Annotated in this window: 10 protein-coding genes; 7 read left to right on the forward strand and 3 right to left on the reverse strand. The window is 65.1% G+C overall.

From position 1 onward, the window contains the following. The first annotated feature begins 23 nt into the window (after positions 1–23). The 4 genes from ilvD (at position 24) to QLG02_RS08335 (ending at position 6121) form a co-directional block, all read left to right on the forward strand. A complete protein-coding gene (gene ilvD / locus QLG02_RS08320) occupies positions 24–1865 on the forward strand; it encodes a dihydroxy-acid dehydratase (protein ID WP_282464951.1) in 1842 nt (613 codons plus the stop codon). 104 nt (positions 1866–1969) lie between these two features. Next, complete coding sequence (gene ilvA, locus QLG02_RS08325; RefSeq protein ID WP_282464952.1) at positions 1970–3490, forward strand: threonine ammonia-lyase, biosynthetic; 1521 nt, start codon at positions 1970–1972, stop codon at positions 3488–3490. A 247-nt stretch (positions 3491–3737) separates the two neighbouring features. Continuing rightward, positions 3738–4844 carry a porin OmpA gene (ompA, locus tag QLG02_RS08330; protein ID WP_016352351.1) on the forward strand — a complete coding sequence of 369 codons (1107 nt, stop codon included), beginning with the start codon at positions 3738–3740 and terminating at the stop codon, positions 4842–4844. Between the two features lie 152 nt (positions 4845–4996). Continuing rightward, positions 4997–6121, forward strand: a complete 1125-nt coding sequence (locus QLG02_RS08335) for a hypothetical protein (protein ID WP_282464953.1) — start codon at positions 4997–4999, stop codon at positions 6119–6121. A gap of 85 nt (positions 6122–6206) precedes the next feature. Here QLG02_RS08335 and priA read toward each other — a convergent pair whose 3' ends face one another. Continuing rightward, positions 6207–8414 (reverse strand): primosomal protein N', encoded by a 2208-nt coding sequence (gene priA / locus QLG02_RS08340; protein WP_282464954.1) that lies wholly within the window; start codon positions 8412–8414, stop codon positions 6207–6209. Between the two features lie 147 nt (positions 8415–8561). Here priA and rpmE point away from each other — a divergent pair, with 147 nt between their 5' ends. The 3 genes from rpmE to QLG02_RS08355 all read left to right on the forward strand — a co-directional run bounded on the left by rpmE (position 8562) and on the right by QLG02_RS08355 (position 11816). Continuing rightward, entirely contained in the window at positions 8562–8777 is a 216-nt protein-coding gene (rpmE, locus tag QLG02_RS08345) for a 50S ribosomal protein L31 (protein ID WP_016352348.1), read from the forward strand. A gap of 167 nt (positions 8778–8944) precedes the next feature. Continuing rightward, positions 8945–10378: a DUF2867 domain-containing protein gene (locus QLG02_RS08350; RefSeq protein ID WP_162516707.1), complete on the forward strand. Its 1434-nt coding sequence runs from the start codon at positions 8945–8947 to the stop codon at positions 10376–10378. Between the two features lie 181 nt (positions 10379–10559). Continuing rightward, positions 10560–11816, forward strand: a complete 1257-nt coding sequence (locus QLG02_RS08355) for a malic enzyme-like NAD(P)-binding protein (RefSeq protein ID WP_282464955.1) — start codon at positions 10560–10562, stop codon at positions 11814–11816. A 76-nt stretch (positions 11817–11892) separates the two neighbouring features. On the opposite strand, the gene QLG02_RS08360 is transcribed toward QLG02_RS08355, so the two are convergent. Both QLG02_RS08360 and rstB read right to left on the reverse strand, forming a co-directional pair. Continuing rightward, positions 11893–12075, reverse strand: a complete 183-nt coding sequence (locus QLG02_RS08360; RefSeq protein ID WP_282464956.1) for a hypothetical protein — start codon at positions 12073–12075, stop codon at positions 11893–11895. A gap of 54 nt (positions 12076–12129) precedes the next feature. Next, on the reverse strand, positions 12130–13455 hold the full coding sequence (gene rstB / locus QLG02_RS08365; protein ID WP_113994441.1) for a two-component system sensor histidine kinase RstB: 1326 nt from the start codon (positions 13453–13455) through the stop codon (positions 12130–12132). Between the last annotated feature and the right edge of the window lie 18 nt (positions 13456–13473).

The following is a 13473-nucleotide window of genomic DNA, read 5'->3' on the forward strand; positions in this document are numbered from 1 at the left end:
CTGGGCATTCAGGGAGTAGAGACATGCCGAAGTTGAGATCCGCCACCACCACCCACGGACGTAACATGGCCGGGGCCCGTGCCCTGTGGCGCGCCACCGGAATGACCGATCAGGATTTCGGCAAGCCCATCATCGCCGTGGTCAACTCCTTCACCCAGTTCGTGCCGGGTCACGTCCACCTCAAGGATCTGGGCCAGCTGGTGGCGCGCGAAATCGAAGCCGCCGGCGGGGTGGCCAAGGAGTTCAACACCATCGCCGTGGATGACGGCATCGCCATGGGTCACGGCGGCATGCTCTACTCCCTGCCATCGCGCGAGCTTATCGCGGATTCGGTGGAGTACATGGTCAACGCCCACTGCGCCGACGCCATGGTCTGCATCTCCAACTGCGACAAGATCACCCCGGGGATGCTGATGGCCGCCCTGCGCATCAACATCCCGGTGATCTTCGTCTCCGGCGGCCCGATGGAAGCGGGCAAGACCAAGCTCTCCGACCAGATCATCAAGCTGGATCTGGTGGACGCCATGATCCAGGGCGCCGACCCCAAGGTCTCCGACGCCCAGAGCGAACAGGTGGAGCGCAGTGCCTGTCCCACCTGCGGCTCCTGCTCCGGCATGTTTACCGCCAACTCCATGAACTGTCTGACCGAGGCGCTGGGTCTCTCCCAGCCGGGCAACGGTTCGCTGCTGGCGACCCACAGCGACCGCGAGCAGCTGTTCAAGCTGGCGGGCCAGCGCATCGTGACCCTGGCCAAACGCTGGTATGAGCAGGACGATGCCTCGGCCCTGCCGCGCAACATCGCCACCAAGGCGGCGTTCGAGAACGCCATGGCGCTCGACATCGCCATGGGCGGCTCCACCAATACCGTGCTGCACCTGCTGGCGGCGGCCCAGGAGGCGGGCGTCGACTTCACCATGGCCGATATCGACCGCATGTCGCGCAAGGTGCCACAGCTGTGCAAGGTGGCGCCCTCTACCCAGAAATACCACATGGAAGATGTGCACCGCGCCGGTGGGGTGATGGCAATTCTGGGCCAGCTGGAAAAAGCGGGTCTGGTGCATGGCGATACCCGTACCGTGTTGGGTTGCTCCCTCGTCGAACAGCTCAATGAATATGACGTCAGCCGCCAACCGAGTCAGGAGGTGGTGGACTTTTATCGCGCCGGCCCGGCCGGGATCCGCACCACCAAGGCCTTCAGCCAGGATTGCCGCTGGCCGGAGCTGGATCTGGACCGCGCCGAGGGCTGCATCCGCTCGCTGGACAACGCCTACAGCCTGGAAGGGGGCCTGGCCGTGCTCGCCGGCAACCTGGCGCTGAACGGTGCCATCGTCAAGACCGCCGGGGTGGATGAGGAGAACCTCACCTTCCGCGGCCCGGCCCGGGTATTCGAGAGCCAGGACACGGCGGTTGCCGGCATTCTGGACGGCACCGTCAAGGCCGGTGAAGTGGTGGTGATCCGCTACGAAGGCCCGAAAGGGGGCCCCGGCATGCAGGAGATGCTCTACCCCACCACCTACCTGAAATCCATGGGTCTCGGCAAGGCGTGCGCCCTGATCACCGACGGCCGCTTCTCCGGCGGCACCTCGGGCCTCTCCATCGGCCACGTGTCGCCGGAGGCGGCCTCCGGCGGCACTATCGGTCTGGTGGAAGATGGCGACATCATCAACATCGACATCCCGGCCCGCAGCATGGTGCTGGAGGTAGCCGACAGCGTGCTGGCTGCCCGCCGCGTCGCCGTCGAGGCTCGGGGCTGGAAGCCGCTCGATCGCCAGCGTCAGGTCTCCTTTGCCCTGCGCGCCTACGCCATGTTCGCCACCAGCGCCGATAAAGGTGCGGTGCGCGATCGTTCGATGCTGGGGGAATAAAGATGAATTCCAATATGAAATATGAGCAATCGACCCGATTGGTCGGCCTTTGTGCCGACAAGGGGTTGGTGTGGCGCGATCGCTCGATGCTGGGGGAATAAACCATGGTCTCTGCGGCGGATTATCTACGCAAGGTGTTGCTCTCCCCCGTCTATGAGGCGGCGCGGGTTACCCCCTTGCAAACCCTGAAGAAACTCTCCGAGCGGCTCGGCAATCACGTCAGTCTGAAGCGGGAGGACCTGCAACCGGTCCACTCCTTCAAGCTGCGCGGTGCCTACCACAAGATTGCCACCCTGACCGAGGAGCAGAAGGCGCGCGGCGTCATCGCCGCCTCCGCCGGCAACCACGCCCAGGGGGTCGCCCTGTCGGCCGCCAAGCTCGGCATCAAGGCGATCATAGTGATGCCCAAGACCACGCCGGATATCAAGATTGACGCGGTGCGCCGTCAGGGCGGCAACGTCATGCTGTTTGGCAACAGCTTCGACGAGGCCTACGGCGAGAGCCGCCGTCTCGCTGAATTGGAGGGCTACACCCTGATCCCGCCGTTTGATGACGTCGAGGTGATCGCCGGCCAGGGCACCATCGGCAAGGAGCTGCTGGAACAGGATACCCACCTCACCCACGTGTTCGTGCCGGTGGGTGGCGGCGGACTGGCCGCCGGGGTGGCGGTCTACATCAAGCAGCTGCTGCCGGATGTGAAGGTGATCGGGGTGGAGGCGGAAGGCTCCGCCTGCCTCAAGGCCGCACTGGTGGCCGGCGAGCCGGTCAATCTGGAGCGGGTCTCGCTGTTTGCCGACGGGGTGGCGGTCAAGCGCATCGGCGAAGAGACCTTCCGCCTGTGCAACCAGTATCTGGACGAGGTGGTGACCGTCTCCAACGACCAGATCTGCGCCGCGCTGAAAGACATCTTCGACGACTGCCGCGCCATTGCCGAGCCGTCGGGGGCCCTCTCGCTGGCCGGCCTCAAGGCCTACAGCGAGCGGGAGCAGGTTAAAGGGGGGCGAATGGCGGCCATTCTCTCCGGCGCCAACGTCAACTTCCACAGCCTGCGCTACGTGTCGGAGCGCTGCGAGATCGGCGAGAAGCGCGAGGGCATGCTGGCGGTGACCATCCCCGAGCGCAAGGGGGCCTTCCTCGACTTCTGCCGTCAGCTCGGGCCGCGCATGGTGACCGAGTTCAACTACCGCTACGCCGATGCCGAGCAGGCATCGCTGTTCGTCTCGGTGCGCCTCACCGGCGGTGACGAGGAACTGGGCCAGATCATCGATCAACTCGGCGGCAACGGTTATCCGGTGGTCAACATGACCGAGAGCGAGCTGGCCAAGAACCACGTGCGTTACATGATTGGCGGCCGCCCGGCCCGGCCCCTCGGTGAACGCCTCTACAGCTTCAAGTTTCCGGAGCAGCCTGGCGCCCTGATGCGCTTTCTGGAGACCCTCGGCTGTCGCTGGAACATCAGCCTGTTCCACTACCGCAACCACGGTGCTGACTACGGCCGGGTGCTCTGCGCCTTCGAGCTGCCGGACGAGGACGTGGCCGCCTTCCACGACTACCTGCACGAGATTGGCTACGGCTGGAAAGAGGTGAGCGACGACCCCGCCTACCGGCTGTTTCTGGCCAGCTAGGTGGGTTGCAAGCAACAAGAGGGAGGCCATCGGCCTCCCTCTTTCATGGTGCTGGCCGGCACATCTGCAGATACCCCCTGCATGGGGCGTTTTCCTGCCGGGAATGCCGTGCGCTTCACACTCTTGAGTCCCAAGTCATTTGAGGCTGGCAACAGATGGGATAACCTGATGGACGGGGCCGGGTTTGCCCCATCAGGGAAGAGAGGCGCAAGAGCGCCCATCACGACTCATTGCAGAGGCTTTCACCATGAACAAATCGATACTTGCCGTGCTGGTCAGCGGCCTGCTCGTCAGCGGGGCCGTGCAGGCTGCCGCTCAGGACAACACCTGGTACGCCGGCGGCAAGGCCGGCTGGTCCAAGTTCTTCGACGTGGATCAGAAGCAGGTCGTTTCCGATACCCTGGGGGCACTGCAGAACACCAGTACCAGCAAGGATACGCTCGGGCTGGGCGCCTTTGCCGGCTATCAGCTCAACCCCAACCTGGGCTTCGAATTCGGCTATGACTGGTTCGGCAAGTACACCTCGTCCGGCGAATTGAGCGGGGTGAGGGTGGAAGGGGAAGCCAAGAGCCAGATGATCCAGACCACCATGAAGATAGGGTTCCCGGTCAACGATGCGCTGGATCTCTATGGCCGGATCGGCGGCGGCTACGCCTGGACCAACAGCGAACTGTCGGCCCAGACGGCCACCGACTTCATCAAGGATACCGGCAACAAGCATGGCGCCGTGTTCGTCGGGGCGCTGGGGGCCGAATACGCCATCGACCGTGACTGGGCCGCCCGCCTCGAATACCAGTACACCACCCCGCTCGGGGATACCTCCCTCGATCGTGCCGGCATCGAGATGGACAACGGCATGCTGGCGTTTGCCATGCTCTATCGCTTCGGTCAGCAGGGCGGCGAAGTGGCTGCGCCCGCACCGGCCCCGGCTGCGGCGCCTGCTCCCGCCGTGGTGGTGGTGCCCAAGACCTTCAGCCTGAGCTCGGACGTGCTGTTCGAGTTCAACAAGGCGACCCTGAAGCCGGCCGCCAGCCAGGCGCTCGACAACCTGTTCAGCCAGATAGTGGCGGCCAATCCGAAAGACGGGGTAGCGACCGTGATCGGCCACACCGATCGCATCGGCTCCGACGCCTACAACCAGGCGCTCTCCGAGCAGCGCGCCCGCAGCGTTGCCGACTACCTGATTGCCAAGGGACTGTTTGCCGACAAGGTGCGGGTCGAGGGGCGTGGGAAGTCTTCCCCGATCACCGGCAACAACTGCAGTAGCGGCTCCAAACCGGCGCTGATCGCCTGTCTGGCGCCGGATCGGCGGGTGGAAGTGCGGCTGGAAGGGGTCTCCCAACCGGCGCAATGACCACGGTGACAGCATGAACGACAAGGGAGGCCCAGGCCTCCCTTTTCATTGCCGCCAGCAGGAGCGGTTATGTGCAGAGGCCGATGCCGCAGCCTCCTGATATAGCCAATCGGTGTTAAGCCTACCCCGACAACTGGTCGATAACTGACCAGATGTATGGCGCCGAGGGCGAAGATATGCGCATCGATCACTACGACCTCCAGGGGGAGGTGCAATACCAGCAGCAACAGGCGCAGTCCCGCAAGGTGCGCCGGCTCGGCCCCGTTCCGGCTGCCAGCCAGGCGCAGTCCCCTGCCACGGCGCCGGCGGACTCGACGCCAGCGGCGGCCGGTGGCAGCCAGCTCACCTTCACCCGCAGCAGCCTGCTGACGCTGCAGATGGCCAGCCGCACTGCGGCCGGCCCGGTGCCCGCGGCCCCCACACCGGCGCCAACCAAGCCTGCCGAGACCGACAAGGGCGAACAGGATGGTATTCCCAACGATGGGCTCGACAACCGCCAGCGGCTCATCAAGCTGATGATCGAGGCGATGCTGGGCCACGAGATAGAGCTGCCGGACCCGATCAAACCGGCCGACCAGAGCGCGGAGGGAGTCCCTGCGCCGACGGGCGAGGGAACCCCGCCCGCCGCCGAGCCGGATCAGCTGGTGGAGGTGACCGACAGCCTGCTGCAAAAAGAGCAGCTCAACGTAGTGGCGGCGGCAAACGTGCAGACCCAGGATGGCCAGACCCTGCAGCTGGATCTCGGTTTTGTGCTGGACTGGCGTCAGCTCGATATCAGCCAGCGTCGCACCACCCTCAATGCCCTCAAGGATCCGCTGGTGCTCAGCCTGGACGGCAAGATAGCCGGCCTGACCGACGCCCGGGTCAATTTCGACATCGATCAGGATGGCAAGGCGGACAGCCTGCCCGGCCTGAGTGAAGGGAGCGGCTTCGTGGCGCTGGATCGCAACGGCAACGGCACCATAGATGACGGCGGCGAGCTGTTCGGGGCCCGCTCCGGCAACGGTTTTGGCGAGCTGGCGACCCTGGATGAGGATGGCAACGGGGTGCTGGACGAGCGGGACAGCCAGTTCTCGGCGCTGCAGTTCTGGCAGCCGGAGCAGTCCCCCATCGCCCTGGTGGAGCTGGGGATCGGCGCCATCCTGCTGCATCCCCTCGACACCCCCTTCAACCATCTGGGGGAAAGCGGCAATCAGGGGGTACTGCGCCAGTCCGGTCTCTATGTGACCGAGCAGGGCAAGGGCGGCTGGGTGCAGCAGGTCGACCTGCGAGTCTGAACCCTGCACCCGCATGGCAAACCCGGTCGCTGACGCCGCGCGCCCGCGCCCGCGACCGCTTCACCGTCAGCGACCAGAATCCGACTCAGTTCAGCTCGGTGGGGTCTATGTCTAGGCTCCAGCGCACCCGTTTGGTCTCGGGCCACCCCTCCAGCTCCTTCACCGCCCAATCCAGCAGCTGGGCCAGTGGCGCCCGGTTCGGCCCCTGTACCAGCAACTGCATGCGAAACTTGCCCGCCTTGCGCTCCATGAAACCGCTGATGGGCCCCAGCACCTGAACATGGGGATAACGGGCGCTGCGCAGGGTATCGGCGAGACGGGTGAGGAACAACTGCACCTCGTCGCGGCCGTTGGCCTCGGCCCGAAACAGCCCCTGATAGCTGAACGGCGGCAGCCCCAGCAGGCGACGCTCCTTGAGCGCGGTATCCGCGAAATGGCCATAGCCGTTCTGGGTCAGATCCTGCAGCAGAGCGTGTTCGGGATGGTGGCTCTGCAGCACCACCAGCCCCGGCTTGCTGGCGCGGCCGGCACGGCCCGCCACCTGGGTGTAGAGCTGGGCCAGCTTCTCGGCGGCGCGAAAATCGGCACTGAACAGCGCGCCATCCACATCCAGCAGTCCGACCAGCGTCACATCCGGGAAGTGGTGGCCCTTGGCCAGCATCTGGGTGCCGATCAGGATCTTGTACTTGCCCGCCTTGATGTCGCCGAGGTGGGTCTCCAGCTCCCCCTTGCGACGGGTGTTGTCCCGATCGATGCGCACCACCGGATATTGGGGGAACACTGTTGTAAGCAGTTGCTCCAGCTGCTCGGTGCCCACTCCCGAGCCGATTAGCTCGTTGCTGCCACACTCGGGGCAGTGGTGGGGCAGCGGACGCACACTGTCGCAGTGGTGGCAGTGCAGCCGCCGTCCGGCCTGGTGCCAGGTGTACCAGGCGTCGCAACGCTCGCAGGCGGCACTCCAGCCGCACTGGTGGCAAATCAGGGCCGGGGCATAGCCACGGCGGTTGAGAAACAGCATCACCTGGTTGCCCGCCGCCAGATGCTCCGCCATCAGCTGTTCCAGCTGGGGGGAGAGCCCGGCCTGCAGCCGCACGTTCTTGATGTCCAGGATCACCTGGCGGGCGGTCTGGGCATTGCCGGCGCGGCGAGTGAGAGTGAGGTGGTGATACTTGCCACTGCGGGCGTTGTGCAATGTCTCCAGCGACGGGGTGGCCGAGCCAAGCAGGATGGGGATGCCGGCGCGATGAGCCCGCATCACCGCCAGATCCCGCGCATGGTAGCGAAAACCGTCCTGCTGCTTGAAGGAGCCGTCGTGCTCCTCGTCGATGATGATGATGCCGAGGTTGTGAAACGGGGTGAACACCGCAGAACGGGTGCCGATCAGGATGGCGGCACCGCCGTCGCGGCAGGCCAGCCAGGCATCGAGCCGCTCCCGATCGTTCATGGCCGAGTTCATCGCCACCACCGGCACGTTGAAGCGGCGCCGGAAGCGGTTGATGGTCTGCGGAGTGAGGCCGATCTCGGGCACCATCACCAGCGCCTGCTTGCCTGCCTTGAGCAGGGGCTCGAGGATGCTCAGGTAAACCTCGGTCTTGCCGGATCCGGTGATGCCATCCAGCAGGAAGGCGCCAAACTGGTTGCTCTGGCTGGTGACGGCGGAGACCGCCAGCGCCTGCTCGCCGTTGAGGCGCAGCCCCTCACCCGGCTCGAAGCGGGCGGCCCAGTCGCCGTCATGGCTCGGCTCCAGCGAGCGCTTCTCCAGCAGTCCCTTCTTCTCCAGCGCGGTGAGGGCGGCACTCTGGATCTCCTCCTGCTTGAGGGCGGAGGGGGTCTGCGGCCCCTTGCGCAGCAGGGCGAGCGCCTGCTGCTGCTTGGCTGCCCGCTTGAGCTCGTTGAGATCGACCGCCATGCCGGCCTCGGTGGCGAACCAGAATTCCAGCTCGCGATAGGCGGCGGGCTCCCCCTTGCGCACCAGCACCGGCAGGGCGTGGGGCAGTACCTCCCCCAGTGGGTGCTGGTAGTAGCTGGCGCTCCAGTTCATCAGCGCCAGAATGTCAGGCCCCAGCACAGGGGCGCTATCAAGCACGCGTTTGATCGGCTTGAGCTTGTTGCGCGGCACCTGGCTGTCGACCGGATGATCCACCACCAGCCCGACCAGGGTTTGCGGGCCGAACGGGATCTCGACCCGGCAGCCGGGGGCAGGCAAAGGCAGGGGGGAGAGATAGTCGAAGTGACGGCGTAACGGCACCGGCACAGCCACACGAACCAGATCCAGCGTTTGGGAAGAATTCACCAGAGATTGCCTATTTTTTCTGCGAAGCCACTTGCCTGAACTCAGGCATTTCCTATATTATTCGCAGCCTTTGAAACTGTGTTCAACAATCGTGTGGTGTCCGACAGAAGATCGGATAGCGACACGGCCTGATAATTGAGGTTGTCCATGAAAGCTGGTATCCATCCTGACTACGTAGCCATCACCGCCAAGTGCTCTTGCGGTAACGTCATCAACACCTTCTCTACCCTGGGTAAAGATCTGAACCTGGACGTGTGCTCCGAGTGCCACCCGTTCTATACCGGCAAGCAGAAAGAAGTTTCTAGCGGCGGCCGCGTAGACAAGTTCAACAAGCGTTTCGGTGCGATGACCACCAAGAAGTAATTTTACTTCTGAAGAATTCTGAAAAAGGCGCCCGATGGGCGCCTTTTTTATTGGTCGGCGTTCTGTAACGGCCCGCTTTGCCCTATGGTGGAACTCTCCTTTCTCCCTTCGCGGGAGCAGGGGCGGAGATGAGGGGCGGTAACATGGGCAAAACAGGGAGTGTGCAGATGCGTGATTGTCTGGTGATGGGGGCGGCGGGCTACATAGGTTCTTACCTGGTGCCCCATCTACAAGAACTGGGTTATCGGGTGATTGCCGGGGCGCGGCGCCCCTGCCGTCTGCCGCCCGGGGTAGAGTTTCGCCTTGCCGACAGCCTCAAGCCGATCACATTGCTGCCCGCCCTGGCCGGCATCGACACCGTCTTCTATCTGGTGCACGCCATGGGGGCGGGGGCCGACTTCCACCGGCTGGAGCAGCAGGGGGTGAAGAACTTCGCCGCCGCCGCCCGCGCCGCCGGGGTGCGCCGCATCATCTATCTGGGTGCCATCCAGCCGGCGCAGTGCAACAGCCGTCACCTCAACTCCCGCCGTTATTGCGGCGAGCTGTTTCGGAGCGCCGGCGTGCCGACGGTGGAGCTGCGCGCCGGCATCATAGTGGGGCCCGGCTCCGCGGCGTTTGAGGTGATGCGGGATCTGGTGTTCAACCTGCCGATGATGGTGACGCCCAAATGGGTGCGCTCGCGTACGCCGCCCATTGCGCTCTCCAACCTGCTGCACTATCTGGGCGGACTGGTGGAAGCCGACGGGGTGGACGGCCAGATCTTCAACGCCGCCGGTCCCGAGCTGCTCAGCTATCAGCAGCAGTTGCAGAAGTTCGCCGCCCACATCGGCAAGCGCTGCCCCATCATCCCGCTGCCGTTTCTCAGCCCGCGCCTCTCCGCCTGGTGGCTGCAGTTTGTAACCTCGGTGCCGCAGCCGGTGGCCAAGGCGCTGGTGGGCGGCCTCAAGCATGACATCCCGGCCGACGACGGCCCGCTGCGGGCCCTGCTGCCGCAAACCCTGCTCAGCTTCGACGAGGCGCTGGCCGAGAGCCTCTCTCTGGAGCAGCAGCTGGGCGCCGAGCAGCAGGGGGAGGAGACCCCGCTCGGCCTGCGCTGGCGCCACCCCGAGTACGGCTTCTATGACCGCACCGCCAGCGGCGATGCCATCTGCCTCGCCTCGCCCGAGGTGGTGTGGCAGGTGCTGCAGCAGCTGGGGGGAGAGCAGCGCTACTTCTACATGAACCAGCTGTGGGTGGTGCGGGAATGGATGGATCACCTGATCGGCGGCCCGGCGCTGACTCGCGGCCGCACCAATCCGGATCGTTTCGTGAAGGGGGACATGCTGGACTCCTGGCAGATCCTCGGGGTGGACGAGGGGCGCAGGCTGGATCTGCTGTTCAACATGCGGGCCCCCGGCGTCGGCCGGCTGGAGTTCAACATCCTGCCGGAGGAGTCGGGGCTGACCCGGCTCAAGGTAACGGCCCACTGGCATCCACAGGGAGCCTGGGGACTGGCCTACTGGCTCGCCATGCTGCCGTTCCACCTCTTCATCTTCCAGGGCATGACGGAGGCGATCGCCAGACAGGCGGAGGCGAAAGCCGGCATCCCGGTGATGGGGTGAAACCATATCTATAACTAAATGGGTATTCTAGGTTGGCATGACATGCTAATTACTGGCTTGTCAGTGGCTGGATGACGATACTTTCCTCTGTGAAAGCCCGATGGTTTTCTTTATGATCCCCAGCCCTCGCCTGTGGGCGAGCCAATGCACCACTCAATTCACTACCGTATCGGGGTCCCCCATGTCCGATCAGCGTCACGATCTTCGTCAACAAGCACTCGATTACCACGCCCAGCCCGTACCGGGCAAAATCGCCATCGCCCTCACCAAGCCGGCCGAAACCGCCCGCGATCTGGCGCTGGCCTACAGCCCGGGCGTTGCCGAGCCGGTGCGCGAGATCGCCACCAACCCGGCCGATGCCTACCGCTACACCGGCAAGGGCAACCTGGTGGCCGTCATCTCCAACGGCACCGCCATTCTGGGGCTGGGCAATCTGGGTCCGCTGGCCTCCAAGCCGGTGATGGAGGGCAAGGCCCTGCTGTTCAAGCGCTTTGCCGGCATCGACGCCATCGACATCGAAGTGAAGCACGAGACCAGCGCGCAGTTCATCGACACCGTTGCCGCCATCGCTGACACTTTCGGCGGCATCAACCTGGAAGACATCAAGGCCCCCGAGTGCTTCGAGATCGAGCAGGCACTGATCGAGCGCTGCGACATCCCGGTGTTCCACGATGATCAGCACGGTACCGCCATCGTCACCGCCGCCGGCCTGCTCAACGCGCTGGAAGTGCAGGGCAAGCAGATTGGCGACAGCCGCATCGTCTGCATGGGCGCCGGGGCTGCCGCCACCGCCTGCATGGACCTGCTGATCAAGTGTGGTGCCAAGCCCCACAACATCTTCATGCTGGATCGTCAGGGCGTCATCCACAGCGGTCGCACCGATCTCAACCAGTACAAGCAGCGCTTCGCCAACGACACCCCCCTGCGGACCCTGATGGAGGTGATCGACGGGGCGGACGTGTTCGTCGGTGTCTCCGGCCCGGATGTGCTGCCCGCCGAGGCGGTGGCGCTGATGGCCACCAACCCGGTGATCTTCGCCTGCTCCAACCCGGATCCCGAGATCAAGCCCGCACTGGCTCACGCAGTGCGCGGTGACCTCATCATGGGTACCGGTCGTTCCGACTATCCGAACCAGATCAACAACGTGCTCTGCTTCCCCTTCATCTTCCGCGGCGCCCTCGACGCCCGTGCCAGCCGCATCAACGATGCCATGAAGATCGCCGCGGTCGAGGCGATCCGTGGTCTGGCCAAAGAGCCGGTACCGGCCGAGGTGCTGACCGCCGCCGGCGTCAGCGAGCTCGCCTTCGGCAAGGACTACGTCATTCCCAAGCCGATGGATGCCCGTCTGCTGCCGCGCGTCGCCCGTGCCGTGGCACTGGCAGCGGTGGAGTCCGGGGTGGCCCGCATCGCCCTGCCGGCGGACTATATGCTGGGCTGAGCCAAGGCAAGCGCGCAGAAAACAGAAGGGGCCCCATGTCGGGGCCCCTTTTTATTACGGGAAGCTTGTTGGTCGATTACTTGGTCTTGGGAGCAACTTTGACGGCCGGCGCCTTGGCGTGGGCAGCCTTGTGGTGTTTTTTCACGACCTTGGTCTGGGTAGTCTGGGGAGCGGCAGCCTTGGTCGGGGTGGCAGCCATGGTGAAGCCGGAGGTCAGGGCGAAGACAGCAGCCAGGCTCAGGGGGATCAGCTTGTTCATATTCCAGTTCCTCATTCGGGTTGATGACATGGAGCGTTTCTCCATGACTTCATCCTAGGGCTGTTCGACCTGCGGTTCAGTGAGTGACTGGTGACGGTTTGTATCCAAATGTACAGGCAGCATCAGGCAGAAACGGGCACCGCTGCTGCTCGGCAGCAGTTGCACCTCGCCGCCGTGGTGGCGGGCGATGCTGCGTACGATGGCCAGCCCCAGCCCGGCGCCGCCGGTACGTCGGTCGCGGCTCTGATCCAGCCGCACGAAGGGCTCGAAGATCTGCGGCGCCAGTGCGGGATCGATGCCGGCGCCGTCGTCGGCCACCTCCAGCAGATAGTGATCCTGCTGACGCGCCATGCTGAGGGTGACCCGGCCAGCGGCGTGGCGCAGGGCGTTGCCGATGAGGTTCTCCAGCGCTCGATCCAGCAGGCGAGTATCGCCGCGCCAGGGCAGGGCCATGGCCGGGCGCACGAAGTCGAGCCGCTTGTCCGGCCGCAGCGCCTGCCAGTCGGCAAGGCGGCTGCCGGCCCAGCTGCCGAGCTCCAGCTCGCTGCACTGCAGCGGCAGCTCGGGGCGATCGAGCCTGGCGTAGGTGAGCATCTCCTCGATGAGGGCGTCCAGCGCGCCGAGATCCCGCTCCAGCCCCTGCTGCTCCTCGGCCGAGGGCGCCGGATCCAGCATGGCGAGCCGGTAGCGCAGCCGCACCAGCGGGGTGCGCAGCTCGTGGGCGATGGCGTCGGTCAGCTGCTTGCGGCTGGCCAGCATGGCTTGCAGCTGCTCGGTCATCTGGTCGAAGGTGCGGCCGACCCGGCCCAGGCTGCTGCCGGGCGGCAAACGGGTGCGGCAGGAGAGATCGCCGTCGCCGACCCGGCGGGCGGTCTGTTCGAGCTGTTGCAGGCCGCGCCAGTGCGGGCGCAGCCAGAGCAGGATCGGCAGCCCCAGCGAGAGACCGATGACCAGCAGCAGCCCCACGTCGACCCAGTGCAGTTCGTGCAGGTAGGAGAGATAGGGGACGGGGCCGACGATCAGCACCTGATCGGTGCCCGGAATGCGCTGCAGGAAGGTGTCATCCTCCTCGACGATGACGATGTTGCCGGCCTCCAGGAAGGCCTGATCCTCGTTGGCCAGCGGCTGGTTGGCGAGGGCGCCGATCTGCAGCGGCAGGGTGAGCTGGCGGCTCTGCTCCGCCATGCGGGCGGGCCAGTGCTCCGGCGGCAAGCGGGCCAGCTCGCCGGTGAGCAGGCCGAGGGAGCCCTGCATCATCCGCTCCAGATAGCGATCTCCCGCCCGCTCGGCGGTGACCTGATAGACCATGCCGACCAGCAGAATGGCCAGGGTGAAACAGCCGATCAGCAGCAGATAGAACTGGATAAACAGGCGGCGCATCGGGCTCTCCTCTTGCCT

The sequence above is a fragment of the Aeromonas sp. V90_14 genome (assembly GCF_029967615.1).
GTDB classification, from domain to species: Bacteria; Pseudomonadota; Gammaproteobacteria; order Enterobacterales; family Aeromonadaceae; genus Aeromonas; species Aeromonas hydrophila.